The following is a 19,233-nucleotide window of genomic DNA, read 5'->3' as shown; positions in this document are numbered from 1 at the left end:
GTGCGGGGCAGCGGCGCGTCACCGCCGTCGCCGCCCGCGGCCGCCGGGCCGGCCCCGGCTGCCCGGCGCGTGGCCGTCCGACATGCGCAGCCGGTGCCGCCGGGGGCGGGCCGGCACGGACACCAGGCTGCGGAGTTCGGCCACGGCCACGTCGGCCGGATGGTCAGAGTTCGCCACCGCCTCGATGATGGCGGACGCCTCCCTGCCCGCCACCTCCGTGAGCTGGGCCACGACCTGGTGCGGACCGCCCACCTCAAGGAGGTTGAGCAGTCCTTCGGTCATCAGCGAGAGCTGCTCCCGCGCGGTGAGCTCGTCCGGGCGCAACTCACCGGCATCCACGAGGGCCGTCAGGGCGATGGGCCCCAGCGCGCGATCGTCCCGCAGGCGGGCCAGCAGCTCGCGGCCGTCGGCGCGCGACTGCACCAGGGTGTCGAGCATGGCGGCGGCGCGGGAGCGGAACGGGCAGGCGCGCACGGCGTCCAGCAGCGGCTCCACGCTCCCGCCGTTGGCGGCCAGCCAGCGGCGCAGCTCCTCCTCGGCCGGCTCCTCAGGGTAGTGCTGGGCGAGCACGCCCAGCAGCTCGGCCGGCGCCGCCCCGGCCAGCTCACCGAGCAGCGGGGCGTCCCGCCCCGCGGCGAGCATCCGGTCGCGCACGGCGCGGACGCCCAGCGGGGTCAACGCGACGAGGGGGCCCGGCTCGGCCAGCCGAGCGCGCAGGCGGGCCCGGGCGTCGGGCGGCAGCTCGTGCTCGTCGGCGTCGAGGTCGCTGGAGTAGAGCTCGTCGGCCACGCCGTGGCTCAGCTCGACGACGCCCAGCGCCGCCAGGGCCTCGAACGTCGAGGCCAGGCCCCGGAGCGTCTGGTCGCGCCGCGCCTCGTCATCGAAGCCGAGGTAGTCCTCGCAGGCCAGCAGGACCGGCTCCGTCAGGCGGGCCACGGGCATGGGCGCCGGCATGCCGTACACGGAGCACAGCACGTCGTCGACGACCTCGTCGAACAGGCGGGCCAGCGGCGAGCGGGGCGTGCCGATCACGGCGCCCAGGTCGAAGAAGGCCTCGAACGCGCGCGACCACAGCCGCTCCGGTTCGCGCAGGAGCGGTGCCGCCTTCGCCACCTGGAGCAGGCGGCCCTTGCTCACCCGGACGAGGCGCGCCGCCCTCGCCCAGGCGAGCAGCAGCCCGACCTTCGGCAGCTCCGCCGCGCTGCGGGCGCGCAGGTCCTGCTCGCCGGTGTCGAGCAGGGCGGCGAGCTCGCGGGCGTCGGCCAGGCGGAGGTTACCGGCGCCGGTGAGCGTTCGCCCGCCGGTGCCCGTCCAGTCGGCCAGGGCCGCCAACTGCCGTACGACCTCGCTGCGCGCCGCCGCGGCGGTGAGCTCCGCGGCCGGCGGCAGGGTCATGGGCGGCTGCGGGAACGCCCGTTCCTCGTCGGGCCCGGACTCGAAGAAGCGGGCCATCACCAGGGTGTCGAGCAGGTCGGCGTCGTAGGCGACCCGTCCCGCGTCGATGTCGCGGCGGAACCTCGCCACGGCCCTGCCGTCAGTGAGATCCACCCCGTGGTCGAGCGCCGTCCGCGCCCAGAACGTCCCGACGCTCTGCCGGCCGGGATCGTCGAGCGCGGCCGCGTACTCGGCCGCGGTCGCGGCCACGGCCGCCTCCAGCTCGGCGGGCGTGGCGCCCCGCGGATCACGCAGCCCGGTCTCGGCCAGGTAGCGGAACAACGTCGTCAAGCTGCCGGGGGCACGGTCCAGCACCTCGCGGGAGGCGACCAGGTGGTGGGGGATCCACTCCAGCAGGAAGCGTCGCACCTGCCGGGTCTCCCAGTGGCACAGCCGCCCGTCGCGGCTGCGGTGGCGCGACTCCAGCGCCGCCTCCAGGATCACGCCGTCGGCCGGCAGGCGGCGCTCGTCGGCCCAGGTGAGGCAGCGGCGGACCAGCAATGCCCTGACCGCCTCGAACTCCCCCTCCTCGTCCGGCTCGAACCAGGTCCTCATACTCGGCTCCGGGGTGGGTCTCGGCTGCGTCGCACGAAGCGTATCGCCTCCGGTCGCGCGGCAGCCGGGGGTCGCCCGGGAGAGCCGGACGTGCGGGTGGCCCTCCTCGGCTCGGCTCGGCTTCGGGGTTACGAGGATGCGTGACCGGCCGTACGGCGCGCAACGGGGATTTCCGCAGCGGGATCGCCGCAGGTCAGTCCGCAAGCCCCGCCACGGACAGGACTTGGCGCACCGTCTCGGCAAGTGACGAACTCTCGCCGACCACGGCCTCGAAGCCGCCCGGCAGCAGGTCACCCGCCTGGTACCACTGCCGCATCTCCGCCGGCCCGAAGCCACTGCTCTGCGGCCTGGTGGCATGCCGGCGCAGGGTTTCCTCGAACGGCACGTCGAGATAGAAGAAGTGGCATCTGCCGGCGTGGTCGTCGCGCAGCGCCCGCAGCATGGGGCCGTACCTGCTCGCGGCGAGGATGCCCTCCAGGATGACGTGGTGGCCGTGGCCGAGGGTGTAGCGGGTGATGGTGTCGATGAGGCCGATGTTCGTGCCGCCGGGCAGGTCGCGCTCCCGCAGGATGTCCCGGCGCACCACGTCCTGGCTGACGATGGCCAGGCCCCTGCGGCCGTGGGCGGCCCTCGCCGCGTGCGCGACGGTGGTCTTGCCGGACCCGGAGTTGCCTCGTAGCACGATCAGCCGGGTCGAGGCGTGATGGGGGCGCACCCCCGGAAGGGTAGCGGCCGGTGGGTGCGGCTGAAGCGCGTTCCTGCCGGCGCCGAAGTGGTTCGCCGGTGTCAGGGCACCGCGTACGTGCTGTCGCGGACGTCGGTGATCGCCATGGAGCCGGGGGCGTGGCTGATGGCGAACGGTGGCCGCGAGCGCATGACCGCCGCCTGGGACGTCACCCCGCAGCACCAGAAGACCGGCAGCTCCCCCGGCCGCACCTCGACGGGGTCGCCGAAGTCGGGCCTGTCCAGGTCGGCGATGCCGAGCTGGGACGGGTCTCCCACGTGGACGGGGGCTCCGTGCACGGCCGGGTAGCGGGAGGTGACGCGCACCGCGGCCGGGACGAGGGGGGCGGGGACGGGCCGCATCGTCACCACCAGGGGGCCCGACAGTTCGCCGGCGGGGCGGCAGGCCCGGTCGGTGCGGTACATGGGCACGTTGGTGCCGGCCTCGATGTGGCGTACCGGCACGCCGGCCTCGATCAGCGCCGCCTCGAAGGTGAAGCTGCAGCCGAGGAGGAAGCAGACCAGGTCGTCGCGCCAGGCGGAGGTGACGTCGGCCGTCTCCGCGACCGGCTCGCCGTGCTCGTACACGAGGTAGGCGGGCAGGTCGGTGCGCAGGTCGCCGTCGAAGATCGACGCGGCAACGTCGCCGGGCTCGGTGACGTCCAGCACCGGGCAGGCCTGGGCGTTGCGCTGCGCGAACAGCAGGAAGTCGTACGCGCGGTCCTTCGGCAGCGCGATGAGGTTGGCCTGCGTCCAGCCGGCCGACCAGCCGGACGTGGGCGTGACGAGCCCGGCGCGGAACAGTGCGCGGGCCTCGCGCGGGGTGAGCCGTGCGGGGTCGGGGGGTGGTGTCATGTCGCGGTCCTTCCACCGATGGGATGAGGCGAAGACGTTCAGATGAGCCGGAAACGTACGCGCTGGCCGGGCCGGGCCTGGGCGGCCCGGTCGACGTCGCGGGAGCAGACGACCGCGATCACCGGGTAGCCGCCGGTGAGGGGGTGGTCGGCGAGGAACAGCGTGGGCTGCCCGGACGGCGGCACCTGCAGGGCGCCGGGTACCACGCCCTCGCTGGGAAGTTCTCCGCTCCTGGCGCGCTCCAGGGCCGGCCCGCGCAGCCGCATCCCGACCCGGTTGCTGTCGGTGGTCACCAGGTACGGCTCGGCGCACAACCGGGCGAGCGCTCCGGGCGTGAACCAGTCGTCGCGCGGCCCGGCGAGCACGTGGAGGAGCACGTCACCGCAGGCAGGGTCGGCGACGGGTGCGAGGTCGAGCGCCGGGAACGTCGCCGGTGGCGGCCCGACCGGCAGCAGGGTGCCCTGGACGGGCCGTGGCGGGCCGAGACCGGCGAGCGTGTCGGTGGCCAGCGAGCCGAGCACGGGCGGGAGGTCGAGTCCGCCGCGTACGGCCAGGTAGGTGCGCAGGCCGCGGCCGGGCACGCCGAGCCGGAGGGTGGCGCCGTCGGGCAGCGGTTCGACGGCGTTGTGGCCGAGCTGCCGTTTGCCGCCGTCGCGGCCGGTGACGGTGGCCGGGCAGGGGGCGCCGGTGAGCGCCACGAGGAGGTCGCCGTGGGCGGTCACCCGCAGCCCGCCCAGCGTGATCTCCAGGGCGGCGGCGCCCTCGGGGTTGGCCAGCAGCCGGTTGGCGAGCCGCAGGGAGCCTCGGTCGGCCGCGCCGGACCGGCCGACGCCGAGGTGGCCGTGGCCGGGCCGGCCGAGGTCCTGCACCGTGGTCATGGGGCCGGAGGCCAGCACCTCCAGCAGGCGCGGGTCACCCATCACCGGACCTCCGTGAACCGGACGCGGGTGCCGGGGCGCAGCAGGGCGGGCGGGTCGGCCCGCAGGTCCCACACCGCGAGCGTGGTGCGGCCGATGAGCCGCCAGCCGCCGGGCGACTCCCTCGGGTAAACGGCGCTGAACTCGGCCGCCAGCGCCACCGACCCGGCCGGCACGCGGACGCGTGGTTCCGGGCGGCGTGGCACCGCGAGGCGAGGGTCGCCGCCGACGAGGTAGCCGAACCCCGGGGCGAATCCGCAGAACGCCACCGTCCACGGCGTCCCGGTGTGGGCGGTCACCACCTCCCGCTCGGTCAGGCCGGTCAGCCGGGCCACGGCGGCCAGGTCGGCGCCGTCGTACACGACCGGGATGGTCAGCGCCCCGGCGGCGGCGGGCCGTCCGGCGGTGGGGCGGGCGGCGCGGATCGCCGCCTCGACGGCGCCCAGCCGGGCGGGCGAGTCGCAGCGGACCAGCAGGGTGCGCGCCGCCGGGAGGACGTCGGTGACGCCCGGCACGGGTGTGGCGGTCAGTGCCTCGTACAGGGCGACGACGTCCGTCGGCGTGTCGAGCTCGACCAGCAGCGCGGTGTCCCCGTAGCGGCGTACCGCCCGCTTCGGGTCGCCCTCGCGCCGCGTTCCCTCCGGCGCCTGCGACATGTCCATACGTTCAACTTAAGTATTGTTGAACGATCAGACAAGAGGTTTGCGGTAGGTGACACAGACGTGGCGGTTCAGCACGTCCAGGCGAAGGGTCAACTCGCGGACCGGGGCCGCGGGGATCTTCCGCGTATCGTGAAGGGATGCTGACGGTCGGCGTCGATCTGGCTGCGGAGGCGGCCCGCACCGCGGTGGCCTGGGTCGAGTGGGGGGTGGGCCACGCCCGGCTCACCCGCGTGGCGGTCGGGGCGGACGACGACCTGGTGGTCCAAGCCGTGCTGGGCGCCGCCAAGACGGGGCTCGACTGCCCGCTCGGCTGGCCCGACCGGTTCGTCGACTTCGTCAGTGCGCACCGGGCCGGGCACGTCCGGGTGCCCGAAGGGCTGGCGGGCCGGGCCTGGCGGCGGGACCTGGCGCTCCGCGTCACGGACCAGGTGGTGCACGAGCAGACCGGGCTGACCCCGCTGAGCGTGTCGGCCGACCGCATCGGGCACGCCACCATGCGGTGCGCCGGGCTGCTCGCCGCACTGGCGCGGCACGGCCGGGCGGTGGACCGGCGGGGCGGCGGGGCCGTGGTGGAGGTCTACCCGGCGGCCGCCCTGAAGGGGTGGGGGCTGCCGCACCGGGGGTACAAGCGCGCCGCCAACCTGGCGGCGCTCGGCCGGCTCGTGGACCGGCTGCTGGAGGCGGCGCCGTGGCTGGACCCGGGCGGGGACGAGCGGGTGGTCCGCGCTTCGGACGACACCGCCGACGCCGTCGTCTGCGCGCTCGTGGCCCGCGCCGCGGCCCTCGGCCTCGTCACCGCGCCGGCGGAGGAGCAGGCCGGCGTGGCCGCCACCGAGGGCTGGATCGCCCTGCCGACCGCGCCACTGGACCGGCTCGTCACAGCCGGATGAGGACAGCTCGTCACAGCCGGGCGAAAACAAGTCGCAGCCAGGCGAGGACGGCTCGTCACAGTCGGGTGAGGAACCAGTCGCACGCCAGGCGGGCGACCTCCTCCAGGGCGCCCTTCTCCTCGAACAGGTGGGACGCGCCCGGCACGATCTCCACGCGCGCCTCGCCGGCCAGCAGTCGCACCGCCTGCCGGTTCAGCTCGATGACCACCGTGTCGTTGCCGCCGACGACGAGCAGCGTGGGCTGGCTCACCCGGGGCAGCACGTCGCAGGCCAGGTCGGGGCGGCCGCCACGGGACACGACCGCCCGTATCACGCCTGGGCGGCGCGCGGCGGCCACCAGCGCGGCCGCCGCGCCGGTGCTCGCGCCGAACAGCCCGATGGCGGGCGCACCGTCCGCTGCTTCCCGGGCGGGCGTGCCGTCCGCTGCTTCCCGGGCGGGCGTGCCGTCCGCTGCTTCCCGGGCGGGCGTGCCCGCCGGGCTCCAGTCGGCGGCCACCGCCCAGTCGATCAGCTCGGTCACCCGGTCGGCCAGCAGGCCGATGTCGAACCTCAGCTCGCGGGTCACCGTGTCGCGCCGCTCCTCGGCCGGCGTGAGCAGGTCGGCCAGCACGGTCGCCAGGCCGGCCGCCTGGAGGTGGGCGGCGACGTAGCGGTTGCGCGGGCTGTGGCGCCCGCTGCCGCTGCCGTGGGCGAACAGCACCACGCCCCTCGGCCGGTCGGGCACGGCGACGTCGGCGTCCAGGACCACGTCGGTCACGGGGACGCGCAGGCTCTCCTCGGCGACTGTCATGGCCGTCCCGTCGGGCGCACCCAGGTGGGTCGCGAGGGTGCCCGCACCCTCGCGACCTGCTGACTTCTTCAGCGTACGCCCTTGTCCTCCCGCCGCTCCTACAGCGCCAGCAGGGCGCTGACGGGCATCCGGCCGTCGGACAGCGGCCGGATGGCGATGCGCAGCAGGGCGAGCGCGTTGTCGTCGCCCGCGATGCGGTTGGCGCTCAGCACGCCGCACGCCTCGCAGTGGTGGATGATCAGCCACTCGCCGTCGCCGCGCACGGTGACGCTGAACGCCGCCATGCGCCCGCGGCAGCCCGCCCGCCGGTCGCCGGGCACCCGGTCGTCGACGTGCAGGCTGGTCAGGCAGTGCGGGCAGTGGTTGCGGTGCGCCGTGCCCGGCGCGGCGACCGGCACGTCGAGCCGGCAGCCGACGCACCGGAACGCCTCGCGGGGCTCATCCCGCCGCGGGTCCTTGCGCCGTTGCGGCCGGCTCGGGGCCGGTTTGCGGCGCGGCATCACAGGTCTCCGAACGCTTCCAGCGGGAACGGCGGCTGGGCCAGCGGGCGCACCGCCATCCGCATGAGGATGAGCTGGTTGTCGTCGCCCGCGATCGGGTTGGAGGTGAGCTCGCCGCAGCGGGCGCACCGGTGGATGACCATCCAGCCGCCGCTGCGCAGCACCGCGATGGAGATCGGGTTCATCCGGGACCGGCAGTCCGACGGCCCGCCCTCGACCCGGTCGAGGACGTGCAGGGAGTGCAGGCAGCTCGGGCAGTGGTTGCGCCGGCTTCCGTCGGGGGCGACCGCGGTGACGGTCAGCCCGCAGCGGACGCACGGAAAGGTATCGGTGATGGTACGGGTCTTGTCGTCGGTGGACACCCTGGGTTACTCCTTGCCGGAAGACGTACTCGTGAGCAGCAAGGAAGCCCGAGCGGGCCTCGCGCGGTCAGACGTGACCGGGCAGGCGTGACACGGTGGGCGGTCCGGCCGTCAGGGACGACGGCGGTGGGACGGGCCCACGGTGAGGCGAGGCGCGCCGGGCGCGGGCAGGGTCATAAACCACCACTCTCCAGGGGGCGCGGGGCCACCCACGGCGTAGACGACGGGACGACCGCGAGCGTAACAATCCGCCGCTCGCGGTCGCCAACGGTTTTCAGGGTGCGGTCACTCGGTGAGGACGCCGCTCCTGGCACGGCCGTCCTGCGGACGGTGGTGGCGGACGCGGGCGCCCATCCGGGTGAGCCTGATGCGGTCCGGACGCGTGACCGGCTCCAGTTCGACGGAGCGGGCCCCCTGCGGCACGTGCCGCAGGTCGTGGGTGATGAGGATCGTGGTCCGCCCGGCCATGAGCCGCCGCAGCGGCTCCATGACGCGCGCGGCCGTCACCTCGTCCAGCCCGGTCATCGGCTCGTCGAGCACGAGCACCGGCGCGTCGCGTACCAGCGCGCGGGCGATGGCGATGCGCTGCCGCTGCCCGCCGGACAGGAGCCTGCCGCGCTGCCCGACCGGCGTCTCGTACCCTCGGGGCAGCGTGCTGACGAAGTCGTGCACGCCCGCCAGCTCCGCTGCGCGGATCACCTGGTCGAGCGAGGCCCCCGGGCGGCCGTAGGCGATGTTCTCCCGCACCGTGCCGGAGAACAGCATGCTCTCCTGGTGCAGGATGGTGATGTTGTCGCGGAGCGAGGCCCGGGTGAGGTCGCGGATGTCCACGCCGTCGAGCAGGATGCGCCCCGTGTCCGGGTCGTAGAACCTCAGCAGCAGCTTGGCCATGGTCGACTTGCCGGCCCCGCTCGGTCCGGTGCAGACGATGAGCTCGCCCGGCGCGGCGGAGAAGGACACGTGCTGGAGCGTCGGCCTCCTGCGGCCCGGATAGGTGAAGCCGACGTCCTCGAACTCGACGTGCCCGCGGCTGCGTGAGACGAGGGTGATGGCGGTGCGGCGGTCGGTGACGGACGGCTGTGCCCGCAGCACCTCCATGACCCGGTCGGAGCCGGCCGCGGCCTCCGACACCGACAGCGCGATCTCGCCCAGGCTCTGCACGGCCGGGTAGAGCAGCGCCAGGTACGCGGCGAAGGCCAGCAGACCGCCCAGCGTGAGCCGGCCGGCGGCGATCTCCCAGGCGCCGAAGCCCAGAATGACGATCATGCAGACGGTCTCGATGACCTGCACGATCGGGCCGTACAGACCGGACAGGCGGGCCTGCGACATGTTGGCGCGCAGCCAGCCGCGCCCCTCGTCGTGCAGCCGCCTGGACTCGGTGGTCTGGCGGTTGTAGGCCTGCACCAGCGACTGGTTGGCGAGGCTCTCCTCGATGACGCTGTTCATCGCGCCGTTGCTGAGCCGCTCGCTGGCGGCGGCGGTCCTGAACCGGCCGGCGAACACCTTCGACACCACGAGGAAGCAGGGGATCAGCGCCATCGTGATCAGCGCGAGGTCCCACCGGACGAAGAAGGCGGCTCCGGCGAAGAAGACGACGCTGGCCACGGTGGTGAGCACCTTGACCAGTCCCGATCCCACCAGTTGCTCGATCGACTCGATGTCGTCGGTGAGCCGGGCCATCAGGTCGCCCAGCTTCCGGTTCTCGAAGTAGTCCGGCGACAGCGTCTGGACGTGGGCGTAGATCCGGTCGCGCAGTTTCAGCAGGAACCGTTCGGCCGCGAGGGCGGTGACGTACGCGCCGCCGAAGGCGCTTGCTCCGGCCAGCGCCGCGAGGCCCAGCCAGGTCAGCGCGGGTTGCCAGAAGGCCCCCAGGTCACGCGTCGCGAGCACCTCGTCGGTGATGCGCCCGAACAGGGCGATCGCGGCGACCTCGCACAGGGCTGCCACGATCGCGAACGTCGCGCCGACCACGAACAGCCAGCGCAGCCCCCGCGTGTCCGGCCAGAACTCCCCGAAGGTCCGGCGAACGGAGACGGCCGGCGCGAGCGCTGCCCGGTCCGGCCGGCCCCTGGCGGAGAGCGAGAGCCGGCGGGTGGCCCGCCGGCTCTCACTGGGGGCTTCTACCACCACCAACCCCGGCGGCCGCCCCAGCCGCCCCAGCCGCCGCCCCACCAGCGGCGTCCGCAGCCACCTCCCCATCCACATCCGCCGCAACGGCGACGCCGGCAGCCGCAGCCGCCCCAACCTGTCTTGAAGCCGTTGAGAGTCATCGCTCTCTCCCCCCGTGATCGGGACTTTCATTTCAAAACGGGACGTTAGCACCCACACTCGCACAAATCACTACTAATCCCAGTGATTAAATGAGACTTGACCGGACACGCCGACAAAGGCCCTGGTTGCGCACTCGCGGTAAATGCCCAGCAAATATTCGTGTACGTGTTCTTACTCATACGTTGGTTTAACCTTCAACACCGGGCTCGACCAGCGGGGATGCCTGCCTGATTGACGGATGACGAGCCACTCCGACCGACCCCGGGCCGGCATTTACCGCGAATGCCGAGTCGGGCCCGACAAGGCTCTGACCAGGTGCGACGAACGACCGATGAAGTGAACTCCGGAGTAACCTCGCCGAGGCCGTCCGCCTATCGGCCGGGATTGCACGTCACCCCGCCGGGCGAGAGACTCCCTCCTGAGAGGGAGCGGAGAGATCGCCCGGCTCGGCGATCCCCTCGGACCTGGGCGAACGCCAGGATTGCGGCACGACATCAGCCCCGTCCGAGGAGCCATCGCGCATGAACGTCCGCACCGCCTTCGTCGCCGCCCCGCTGCTGATCCTGGCCTACGGCCTGCTCAGGATCGTCGACGGTTTCGACGGGGAACGGGGGCCCGGCCTAGCCTGGACCACCGGCCACCTCGCCTTCCTGGCCGCCCTGGTGCTCTTCATCCCGATATTTCGGGAGATGAGGCGGATGCTGGGTGGCACCCCCTTGCCCACCGCCGGCCTCGTGATCGGCATCGCGGGCCTCGCCTGCGCGGGCACCCAGTTCGTGATCGACATCGTCGTGGGCTTCATGGCCGCCGACCACGCCGGGATGGGCGTGCTGTTCGACCAGGTGCAGGCCGTGCCGGGCGTTCAGCTCGCCGTCTACGACGTCGGCCCGTTCCTCTTCTACGCCGCCCAGCTCATGCTCGTCACCCACCTCGCCGCGCGCCGCCTGGTCAAGGCGTGGACACCCTTTCTCGTGCTGCTCGACCTCGCGCTGCCGATCATCGACCGCGACTTCATCCCCGTGGGCGCGCTGCTGCTGCTGGTCTCGTTCCTGCCGCTGGCCCGCCGTTCCTCGCCCGCGCCCAGGCACATCCCCGCCCATGCGTGAGCCCGGGCGTCCGGCTGCCGCCCGGTTCACGGAAAGATGGGACGCCATGCCCCATCCGACACTGGTCGACGTAGTCCTCCGCCGCTTGCGAGCGCTCCCCACCCCGCTGGTGGACGGGGCGCTCGCCGCCGTCATCGTCCTCGTCCAGATGTGGCCGCTGCTGGCGGCGGACGAGCGCACCGGAGTCCCCTGGGACTGGTGGGGCTACCTGGTCGTCGTCGCCGCCTCGGTGCCGCTGGCGTGGCGACGCCGCGCACCGGCCGTCGTCCTCGTCGCCACCCTCTGCGCGGGCGCGCTCTACGACCTCGCCGACCACGTCGCGCGCCAGCCCATCTGGTACGGCGCGCTCGTCGCGATCTACACGGTCGCCTCCCGCTCGGACCGCCGGCTACGGCTGACCATGCTGGCCTTCACGATCGCGGGCGGCCTCGCGACGGTCGGCTCCTCGGAGACCGCCCTGCGCGGGGTCGTGCTGTTCGTCGCCGCGTACGCCATCGGACGGGCCGCGGCCATCTCCCGCGCCCACGCCGCCGCGCTGGAGGAACGCGCCGAACGACTGGAGAGGGAGCGGCGGATGGAGGCCGAACGCGCGGCTGAGCGGGAGCGAGCCAGGATCGCCCGCGACATGCACGACATCCTCGCCCACGCGGTCAGCCTCATGGTCGTGCAGGCCGAGGCCGGGCCCGTGGTGGTCAGGAGCGACCCGGCCCGCGCCGAGGCCGCCTTCGACGCGATCGCCGCCACCGGGCGCGACGCGATGGGACAGCTCCGGCGGATGCTCGGCCTGCTGAAGGAGGACGAGGCGCCCCGGACGCCGCAGCCGACCGTGGACGACCTGCCCGCGCTGGCGGGCCAGGTGTCGAACGCCGGGCTCGCCGTGGGGTTCAGCGCCTCCGGCGCGCCCAGGACGCTCGCCCCGGACTGTGCCGTCGCCGCGTACCGCATCACGCAGGAGGCGCTCACCAACACCGTCAAGCACGCCGGGGCCCGGCACGCGGACATCCGCCTCGCCTGGGAGGACCACCACCTCCTGATCGACATCACCGACGACGGCCGGGGCTCCGGGCACGGGCTGCCCTCCGGCGGGAACGGCCTCATCGGCATCCGCGAGCGCGCCGCGGCCTGCGGCGGCACCGCGACGGCCGGGCCCCGGCCGGACGGGCCGGGGTTCCTGGTGTCGGTGCGGCTGCCGGTGGCGGGGCCGTGAACAGGGAGGACAGCGTGACTCCTCCGCTCCCTGAAGGGAGCGGCTTCTCGCTAAGCCGCTTGGGCGGCCTGGCGAAGGGCAAGCCCTGCCCTCAGGATGTTGATCGCCGCGTTCACGTCGGCGTGCGCGGTGTGCCCGCACGCCGTGCAGGCGAACGCGGCCTGGGTGAGACGGTTGTCCTTCGCGCAGTGCCCGCAGCGCGAGCAGGTGCGGGAGGTGTTGCGGGGATCGACTGCGATCAGCTCTCGACCGGCGCTTTCAGCCTTGTGCGCGAGGATCGTCAGGAACACCCCCCAACCCGCGTCGAGAATCGAACGGTTGAGCCCGGCTTTCTGCGCGACGTTACGGCCGGGGGCGTCGATCGTGCCGGACGCCGAGCGGGTCATGTTCGCGATCCGCAGGTCCTCGTGCACGATCACGTCGTAGCCGCCGACCAGGGCGAGCGCGGCCTTGTGCGCGCCGTCCACCCGCTGGCGGCGGACCTTGGCGTGCAGCGCCGCCACCCGGGCCACGGCCTTACGGCGGCGCTTGGACCCGCGTTTCTTGCGGGCCAGTTCTCGCTGGGCCGATGCGAGACGGCCGGCGCAGGCGGCCAGGTGCCGCTGGTTGTCGATGTGGTGGCCGTCGCTGGTCGTGACCAGCGAGGCGACACCCAGGTCGATCCCCGCGACCGCACCCGTGGCGGGCAGGGGCTGCGCGGGCACCTCGTCACACGACAGCACCACGTACCAGCGGGAGCCCTCGCGCTTGACGGCGATCGTCTTCACCCGGCCCTTCACGGCCCGGTGCCGGTGCACCCGGACGTGGCCGACGCCCTGCAGGCGCACGAACGTGGCGGCCGGATGCTCGGGTTGGGAGTCCCACCGGCAGCCGTCGCCGTCCCTGGGCCATTCCACCGTGTCGAACCAGCCCCGCCCCTTGAAACGCGGGAACCCGGGCGTGCGCCCGGCTTTGACGCGGTCGAAGAACGCCCGGAACGCCTTGTCCATGCGGCGCAGCGTGGCCTGCTGGGAGGAGAACGACCACCGGCCCTGACCATCTGGATCTTCGGCGCGGATGTGCTTCAGTTCCGCCGACTGATCGCCGTAGCCGACGCTCACCCCGGCCCTGGCGTAGGCGGTGCGCCGATGCTCCAACGCGGCGTTGTACAGGATTCGGTGATCCTCCAGGCAAGCGGCGAGCGCGGCGGCCTGCCTGCTGGTGGGGCGCAGCAGGAACTTGAACGACCTGCGCACACCCACCTCCCACGCTCGGTAACGACGCGACCACGGTACCGGCAGGCACCGACCAAAACCGGAAGGAGACCCGTGATGCGCAGACCCGACAGGTCACGGCACGCTCGGGCCTTGACGGCCCTCCCGCTCCCGATTCCCCCGGCGGCTAAAGTCGCCGGTCCCCTCGGGAGGCTCTGATGGGAAGGGTGTGGCCGTGAGCGTGCGCATCGTGGTGGCGGACGACCAGGAGCTGGTGCGGGGCGGGTTCGCGATGATCCTGGACGCCCAGCCCGACATCGACGTGGTCGCCGAGGCGGACGACGGGGTCGCGGCGGTGGCGGCCGTGCGCGAGCACGACCCCGACGTGCTGTTGCTGGACATCCGCATGCCGCGGATGGACGGCATCGAGGCGGCCAGGATCGTGTCAGCGGAGACCGGCTGCCGGGTGCTCATGCTGACCACGTTCGACCACGACGACTACGTCTACGACGCGCTGCGCGCGGGCGCCAGCGGGTTCCTGCTCAAGGACGTGCGCCGCGACGAGCTGGTGAGCGCCGTCCGCGTCGTGGCGGCGGGCGAGGCCCTGCTCGCGCCGACGGTGACCCGCAGGCTCATCTCGCGGTTCGCGGCGGGCCCCGCGGCCCGGCCCCGGCAGGCCGCCGCCGGAGTGCTGGAGGTGCTCACCGCCAGGGAACGCGAGACGTTGCAGCTCATCGCCCGAGGGCTGTCCAACGCGGAGATCGCCGAGGCGATGGTGGTCAGCGAGCACACGGTGAAGACGCACGTCAGCAACCTGCTGGCGAAGCTGGGGCTGCGCGACCGGGTGCAGGCGGTGATCGCCGCCTACGAGTCCGGACTGACCGTTCCCGGTGCGTAAGGCGCGAAGCGGCGGGTAGGCGGGCCCTCATGACCACGGGACTTGAGGAATACGACGCCGACATGCTCTGGGAGGAGTTCCACCGGGTGGTGAACATGACCTCCGAGGAGCTGCGTGCCTACCTGCTGGCCGACGCCTCCGGCGAGGAGGGCTTCCCGCCCGAGGCCGACCTGGGCGTGGACGAGCTGGGCCGGGGCGTGCTGCACGTGCTGAGCAAGCGCAAGGGAGACCTGACCAGGCAGGACCTGGAGACCATGCGCCAGGTCGTGGACCTGGTCGAGACGCTCGGCGACAAGGCCGACGACGAGTCGCGCCGGCTGCAGCTCTCGGTGGGCCACGACCCGCTGAGAGCCGCCTGACTGCGGGCGGTTCGCGGCACGAATGGCACGATGGGTGGATCGGGCACGACTCCAGGTGATGCAATGGGCCGTGCCGTCACCATCCGAGGAGGCCCGTTGACCGACAACCTCGACCTCGCCGCGAGCGCCCAGGAGCTGGCGGACGCCGCACCCGCCGGATCGCTGGACCGCGCGGCGGCGGCGTCCGTGGCCATCACGCTGGCCACCACCCGCGACACCGCCCAGGCCCGGCAGACGCTCGACGGGCTGGCGCCCGACGATGTCCGGCAGGCGGCGCTGCGGCTCTTCGACCGGCTCCGGGGCGCCTGACCCGGCCGCTCCCGGGCCCCCAGGTGATCGCCCGGGAGCGGCGGCTGGTCGACGAGGACGCGGCGGCCTGTCCGCCTTCCACGGGCGGAGCTCGCACCGGCCACCCGAGACGACGACTCCGCCGCTCCCCGCGAAGGAGATCCCGCCTAGCCGGGCGACCGCCGGTACGCGACCAGCAGGACGACCGCGACCAGCGGCTGCAGGATGTCGGTGGGGATGGTCCAGACGTTGTTCGGGGCCGTGTTGCCGTGCGCGACCCACTGCATGACGTGGCCGACCGCGTCACCCCAGTAAAGGACGGCCATCGCGATGACGGCGGCGGTCATGAACGAGCCTCGGTTCCAGATGCTGAGGAGGCCGATGAGGCCGACGGCGATGTCCGCCCAGCCCACCTCCCACTGGAACGGGCTGTGCGCGAACCCGATGCTGTCGGCCACCTCCGGCGCGTACGGGCCGATGTGCGACAGCCCGCCGATGATGCCCAGCACCCCGCCCCCCGCCACGAACCACAGCAGCGCCAGCTCGACGACGCGGCGGCGGGTGCGCCGCGTCGGCGCGCGATCGACGAGCGGATGCACCAGCGCACCGGCCACCAGCCCCAGGAAGGTGACCACGAAGAAGCCCATGGCCGCACCCTAGGAACGGTTCGCCCGATCACCGCGGACCCCGTGCCGGTGTGTCCCCGATCCGCCGCGCGGGCTCAGGGGCGCAGGTCGCGGAACAGGGCGAGCCGGGCGTGGTGGTAGGCGAGGTCGTCCTCGTCGTGCGCGTCGCCCCTGCCGGCGGCCTTGTGGAAGTACGCGCACTCGCGGCGGATCTTGTGCCGGACTAGCTGGGCCAGCGTCTCGTCGTCCAGCTCGCCGGCCGTCCCGCCGGCCTCGTGGTAGGCCGCCACGAACTCCTTGGCCGGGCCGGGCTCGTACTCGCCCCATTCAGCCGCGGCGGCCGCCAGCTCCACCTCGGGGGCGCCGGTGAACGCCTCGTCCCAGTCGAGCACCGCGACGGGGGCGCCGTGCCGGAACAGCACGTTGCCGGTGTGGTAGTCGCCGTGCAGCGGGTGACGCGCCGGGTGGGCGGCGTGGAAGGCCGCCAGCCAGCGGTCCAGCTCCGGATCGGCCAGTTCGGGGGCGTCGGCGGGCGGCTCGCCGTACAGGCCGGTCTCCTGGAAGGCGGGCCGTGGGCGGGGCGGCGGGCGCAGGTCCGCCAGGGCGCGGTGCAGGCGGGCGAGCAGCCGCGCGCCGCCCACCAGCTCGGCGGCGGACGGTTCGGCGTCGAGGGGGGCGCCCGCCGCGTACGGCCAGACGGACACCGGGTGGCCGGCCACCTGGACGAGCGTCGTGCCGGCGGGGACGGGCAGCGGGTCAGCCAGCCGGTCAGCCAGGGGGGCGGACAGCGGGTCAGGTAGCGGGGCGGGCAGCGGGGCGACGGCCTCCGGCAGCAGGCGGGCGGCGAAGAGCGCGACGGCGTGGCACCACCGCGCCTCCGCCGGGTCGTGGCCCGCCGGGCCGATCCTGACCACGTGGTCACCCAGCCGGTAGGCGGCCGACTCCTCGCCTCCGCTCAGCCGCTCGGCCTGGCCCGTCACGCCCCACACCTCGGCCACGACCTGGAACACCGTGGCGGCCGGCGGCTCGTCGTCGTCGATCACACGTGCCAGCGTAGCGAGCCCGCCGGGCTGGTTGCCGTGGCGAGCTACCGCGGGCGCGGAGAATGCGCCAGGGTTGGACCGACAGCGTAGACATCGCAACGTGAAGGAGACCAGTGGCAGAGCCCGTAACGCTGGAGGCCCGAGGCAGCGACTTCGCCCGGCTGGCCAGGAAGATCCATGACGCCGGTCTGCTCGACCGGCGCCCCGTCTACTACGCGGTACGGCTGAGCCTGGTCCTCGCGGCCTTCGCCGGCTGCTGGGCGCTCTTCTGGTGGGTCGGAGACTCGTGGCTGCAGATCCTGGTGGCCGTGCCACTCGCCGTGATCTTCACTCAGCTCGGGTTCCTGGGCCACGACCTGGGACACCGGCAGGTCTTCCGCACCCGCCGGCCCAGCGACGTGGTCGGGCTGCTGATCGGCAATCTCTGCATCGGCCTCGGCTGGGGCTGGTGGAACACCAAGCACAACCGCCACCACGCCAACCCCAACCACGAGGACCACGACCCCGACGTGTCCCCCGCGGTGATCGTCTGGTCCACCGACCAGGCGAGGCGGAGCAGCGGCCTGCCGCGGTTCGTCGCCAGGTGGCAGGCGGTCCTGTTCTTCCCGCTGCTCACGCTGGAGGGCTGGCACCTGCACATCGCCAGCTTCAAGGCGCTGGCCGACCCGACGACGAAGCGCCGGCCCGTGGAGGGGGCGCTGCTGGTGGCGCACGCCGCGCTCTATCTCGGCGCGGTCTTCACCGTGCTGTCCTGGGACAAGGCGCTGGTGTTCCTGCTGGTGCACCAGGGCCTGTTCGGCGTCTACCTGGGCTCCACGTTCGCGCCCAACCACAAGGGCATGCCGGTCCTGACCAAGGAGGACAAGCTCGACTTCCTCCGCAAGCAGGTGCTGACGTCGCGCAACGTGCGCGGCGGGCTGGTCACCGACGTGTTGCTGGGCCAGCTCAACTACCAGATCGAGCACCACCTGTTCCCGAACATGCCGGCGCCCAACCTGCGACGGGCGCAGCCGATCGTCCAGCGCTACTGCGAGGAGATCGGCGTCAGCTACCTGCAGACGGGTCTGGTCGAGTCGTACGGCCAGGCGCTGCGGCACCTGCACGAGGTGGGCGCGGCGCTGCGCGCCTGACCGCCGGCGGACTCAGCTCTGGGTGAGCCGCCGCCGCAACTCGTCACGGCGCAGTTCCAGGTCGGCGATCAACTGTTGCTGCTCGTCGGCCATCGCGATCATCGCGCCGACCTCGATCTGGTCGGTGGCGCCGATATCGCCGATCTGCTCGCGCACCTCCTTGTTCTGGGCCCGCAACCTGGCCAGATCCTCTTCGACCTGTCGCAGCTCATCGTCTGTGCTCATTCCCGGCCCCTACCCACGAGTGGGCCGGGCGCACCCGCGGCCGGGCACAATGGGCGCATGCGCGGGTTGCCGACCACCACGATCGTCTCGTTCGCGGCGGTGGTCATGGTGCTGGCCGGCACGGTCGTCGCCGCGCTGCTCACCCCCGGCCGCGCCCCGAACGTTCTCGACGTCGTCCTGCCGCTGGTGGCGGCGGCAGGCACGCTGTTGCGTGAGCGCTTCCCCCTGGCGGCGCTGATCCTCGTGGTGGCGGCGGTCGACGTCTACTACCGGTTCGCCGGCTACGACGGCCCACTGATCGTCCTGTCGTTCCTCGCCCTCTACACCGCGGCCGACCGGGGTCACCTCGTCGCCGCCATCGCGACCGGCGGTGTCTCGGTGCTGGCCATGGCCGTCGGCGAGACCGGCGGGATCCGGCACGTGGACGACAGCATGTTCCTGGCCATCACCGGCTGGATCGTGGCCTGCATCGCCTTCGGCGGCGTCACCCGCAACCGCCGCGCCTACCTCCAGGAGGCCGAACGCCGCGCGCACGACGCCGAGCACACCAAGGAGGAGGAGGCCAGGCGGCGGGCCGGCGAGGAGCGGCTGCGCATCGCGCGGGAGCTGCACGACGTGATCGGGCACAACATCTCGATGATCAACGTGCAGGCCGCCGCCGCGCTGCACGGCCTGCACAAGCGGCCGGAGAAGGCCGAGGCGGCCCTGCGCACGATCAAGGACACCAGCAAGGAGACGCTGCGCGAGCTGCGCACCACGCTCGGCGTGCTGCGGCAGGTGGACGAGGACGCGCCGACCGCGCCCAGCGACAGCCTGGCCCGGCTGGGCGAGCTGGTGGCGGCGACGGGCCTGCGGGTGACGACCGAGGTGTCCGGGCCGCTCGACGCGCTGCCCACCGAGGTGGACCTGGCGGCGGCCCGGATCATCCGCGAGGCGCTGACGAACGTCTCGCGGCACTCGGGCACCGCCGAGGCCACCCTGAGCATCACCAGCGACTCCGGACATATCGTGATCCGGGTGGAGGATGACGGCCCCGGAGCGACGTACACCGAAGGGAGCGGCTACGGGGTGCGCGGCATGCGCGAGCGTGCCGCCGCGCTCGGCGGCACGCTGGAGGCGGGCCCCCGCCCCGGGAACGGCTTCCGCGTCGTGGCCGAGCTCCCCCTGCCCGCCCCCGCACGCCCCCAGTGATCGGAGCC

21 protein-coding genes are annotated in these 19,233 nt (G+C 73.4%); 8 read left to right on the top strand and 13 right to left on the bottom strand.

What is annotated here, in order from left to right:
* Positions 1-18: 18 nt before the first annotated feature.
* The 5 genes from ACGF0J_RS32380 to ACGF0J_RS32360 all read right to left on the bottom strand — a co-directional run bounded on the left by ACGF0J_RS32380 (position 19) and on the right by ACGF0J_RS32360 (position 5,146).
* A complete protein-coding gene (locus ACGF0J_RS32380; RefSeq protein ID WP_393152003.1) occupies positions 19-1,989 on the bottom strand; it encodes a hypothetical protein in 1,971 nt (656 codons plus the stop codon).
* Between the two features lie 193 nt (positions 1,990-2,182).
* Positions 2,183-2,704, bottom strand: a complete 522-nt coding sequence (locus ACGF0J_RS32375) for an AAA family ATPase (protein WP_393152001.1) — start codon at positions 2,702-2,704, stop codon at positions 2,183-2,185.
* A 71-nt stretch (positions 2,705-2,775) separates the two neighbouring features.
* A complete protein-coding gene (locus ACGF0J_RS32370; protein WP_393151999.1) occupies positions 2,776-3,567 on the bottom strand; it encodes a putative hydro-lyase in 792 nt (263 codons plus the stop codon).
* Between the two features lie 38 nt (positions 3,568-3,605).
* A complete protein-coding gene (locus ACGF0J_RS32365; protein ID WP_393151997.1) occupies positions 3,606-4,487 on the bottom strand; it encodes a biotin-dependent carboxyltransferase family protein in 882 nt (293 codons plus the stop codon).
* The gene (locus ACGF0J_RS32360) at positions 4,487-5,146 is read right to left on the bottom strand and encodes an allophanate hydrolase subunit 1 (protein ID WP_393151995.1); all 660 of its coding nucleotides are present in this window, start codon (positions 5,144-5,146) and stop codon (positions 4,487-4,489) included. The genes ACGF0J_RS32365 and ACGF0J_RS32360 overlap by 1 nt, the downstream gene beginning before the upstream one ends.
* A 137-nt stretch (positions 5,147-5,283) precedes the next feature.
* Between ACGF0J_RS32360 and ACGF0J_RS32355 the strand changes: the two genes are divergently transcribed.
* Complete coding sequence (locus tag ACGF0J_RS32355) at positions 5,284-6,036, top strand: DUF429 domain-containing protein (protein WP_393151993.1); 753 nt, start codon at positions 5,284-5,286, stop codon at positions 6,034-6,036.
* Positions 6,037-6,091: 55 nt separating this feature from the next.
* Here the strand turns inward: ACGF0J_RS32355 and ACGF0J_RS32350 are convergent, their stop codons facing one another.
* The 4 genes from ACGF0J_RS32350 to ACGF0J_RS32335 all read right to left on the bottom strand — a co-directional run bounded on the left by ACGF0J_RS32350 (position 6,092) and on the right by ACGF0J_RS32335 (position 9,887).
* The gene (locus ACGF0J_RS32350) at positions 6,092-6,826 is read right to left on the bottom strand and encodes a dienelactone hydrolase family protein (RefSeq protein WP_393151991.1); all 735 of its coding nucleotides are present in this window, start codon (positions 6,824-6,826) and stop codon (positions 6,092-6,094) included.
* Between the two features lie 98 nt (positions 6,827-6,924).
* Positions 6,925-7,326 (bottom strand): RNHCP domain-containing protein, encoded by a 402-nt coding sequence (locus ACGF0J_RS32345; RefSeq protein ID WP_393151989.1) that lies wholly within the window; start codon positions 7,324-7,326, stop codon positions 6,925-6,927.
* Positions 7,326-7,688 carry an RNHCP domain-containing protein gene (locus ACGF0J_RS32340; RefSeq protein WP_393151987.1) on the bottom strand — a complete coding sequence of 121 codons (363 nt, stop codon included), beginning with the start codon at positions 7,686-7,688 and terminating at the stop codon, positions 7,326-7,328. Before ACGF0J_RS32340 ends, ACGF0J_RS32345 begins: the two co-directional genes overlap by 1 nt.
* 285 nt (positions 7,689-7,973) lie before the next feature.
* On the bottom strand, positions 7,974-9,887 hold the full coding sequence (locus ACGF0J_RS32335) for an ABC transporter ATP-binding protein (RefSeq protein WP_393151985.1): 1,914 nt from the start codon (positions 9,885-9,887) through the stop codon (positions 7,974-7,976).
* A 593-nt stretch (positions 9,888-10,480) separates the two neighbouring features.
* Between ACGF0J_RS32335 and ACGF0J_RS32330 the strand changes: the two genes are divergently transcribed.
* Both ACGF0J_RS32330 and ACGF0J_RS32325 read left to right on the top strand, forming a co-directional pair.
* Positions 10,481-11,065 carry a hypothetical protein gene (locus ACGF0J_RS32330; protein ID WP_393151983.1) on the top strand — a complete coding sequence of 195 codons (585 nt, stop codon included), beginning with the start codon at positions 10,481-10,483 and terminating at the stop codon, positions 11,063-11,065.
* 85 nt (positions 11,066-11,150) lie between these two features.
* Complete coding sequence (locus ACGF0J_RS32325; RefSeq protein WP_393151981.1) at positions 11,151-12,272, top strand: sensor histidine kinase; 1,122 nt, start codon at positions 11,151-11,153, stop codon at positions 12,270-12,272.
* A gap of 50 nt (positions 12,273-12,322) precedes the next feature.
* Here the strand turns inward: ACGF0J_RS32325 and ACGF0J_RS32320 are convergent, their stop codons facing one another.
* A complete protein-coding gene (locus ACGF0J_RS32320; RefSeq protein ID WP_393151979.1) occupies positions 12,323-13,507 on the bottom strand; it encodes an RNA-guided endonuclease InsQ/TnpB family protein in 1,185 nt (394 codons plus the stop codon).
* A gap of 193 nt (positions 13,508-13,700) precedes the next feature.
* Here ACGF0J_RS32320 and ACGF0J_RS32315 point away from each other — a divergent pair, with 193 nt between their 5' ends.
* The 3 genes from ACGF0J_RS32315 to ACGF0J_RS32305 all read left to right on the top strand — a co-directional run bounded on the left by ACGF0J_RS32315 (position 13,701) and on the right by ACGF0J_RS32305 (position 15,031).
* Complete coding sequence (locus ACGF0J_RS32315) at positions 13,701-14,363, top strand: response regulator (protein WP_393151977.1); 663 nt, start codon at positions 13,701-13,703, stop codon at positions 14,361-14,363.
* A 29-nt stretch (positions 14,364-14,392) separates the two neighbouring features.
* Positions 14,393-14,722, top strand: a complete 330-nt coding sequence (locus ACGF0J_RS32310) for a DUF3140 domain-containing protein (protein ID WP_393151975.1) — start codon at positions 14,393-14,395, stop codon at positions 14,720-14,722.
* Positions 14,723-14,818: 96 nt separating this feature from the next.
* Positions 14,819-15,031, top strand: coding sequence for a hypothetical protein (locus ACGF0J_RS32305; RefSeq protein ID WP_393151973.1), 213 nt, complete (start codon positions 14,819-14,821; stop codon positions 15,029-15,031).
* Positions 15,032-15,177: 146 nt separating this feature from the next.
* Here ACGF0J_RS32305 and ACGF0J_RS32300 read toward each other — a convergent pair whose 3' ends face one another.
* Entirely contained in the window at positions 15,178-15,657 is a 480-nt protein-coding gene (locus tag ACGF0J_RS32300; protein ID WP_393151971.1) for a DUF6790 family protein, read from the bottom strand.
* Positions 15,658-15,731: 74 nt separating this feature from the next.
* On the bottom strand, positions 15,732-16,679 hold the full coding sequence (locus ACGF0J_RS32295) for a phosphotransferase enzyme family protein (RefSeq protein ID WP_393151969.1): 948 nt from the start codon (positions 16,677-16,679) through the stop codon (positions 15,732-15,734).
* A gap of 113 nt (positions 16,680-16,792) precedes the next feature.
* Here ACGF0J_RS32295 and ACGF0J_RS32290 point away from each other — a divergent pair, with 113 nt between their 5' ends.
* On the top strand, positions 16,793-17,809 hold the full coding sequence (locus ACGF0J_RS32290; RefSeq protein ID WP_393151967.1) for a fatty acid desaturase family protein: 1,017 nt from the start codon (positions 16,793-16,795) through the stop codon (positions 17,807-17,809).
* A 12-nt stretch (positions 17,810-17,821) separates the two neighbouring features.
* Here the strand turns inward: ACGF0J_RS32290 and ACGF0J_RS32285 are convergent, their stop codons facing one another.
* Complete coding sequence (locus tag ACGF0J_RS32285) at positions 17,822-18,034, bottom strand: hypothetical protein (protein ID WP_393151965.1); 213 nt, start codon at positions 18,032-18,034, stop codon at positions 17,822-17,824.
* Positions 18,035-18,091: 57 nt separating this feature from the next.
* Here ACGF0J_RS32285 and ACGF0J_RS32280 point away from each other — a divergent pair, with 57 nt between their 5' ends.
* Entirely contained in the window at positions 18,092-19,225 is a 1,134-nt protein-coding gene (locus ACGF0J_RS32280) for a sensor histidine kinase (RefSeq protein ID WP_393151963.1), read from the top strand.
* Positions 19,226-19,233 lie beyond the last annotated feature (8 nt).

It is taken from the genome of Nonomuraea sp. NPDC047897, from assembly GCF_043204415.1.
Taxonomy (GTDB): Bacteria; Actinomycetota; Actinomycetes; order Streptosporangiales; family Streptosporangiaceae; genus Nonomuraea.
Note: the sequence above shows the minus strand (reverse complement) of the source record. Positions and strands in the feature narration are given on the sequence as shown.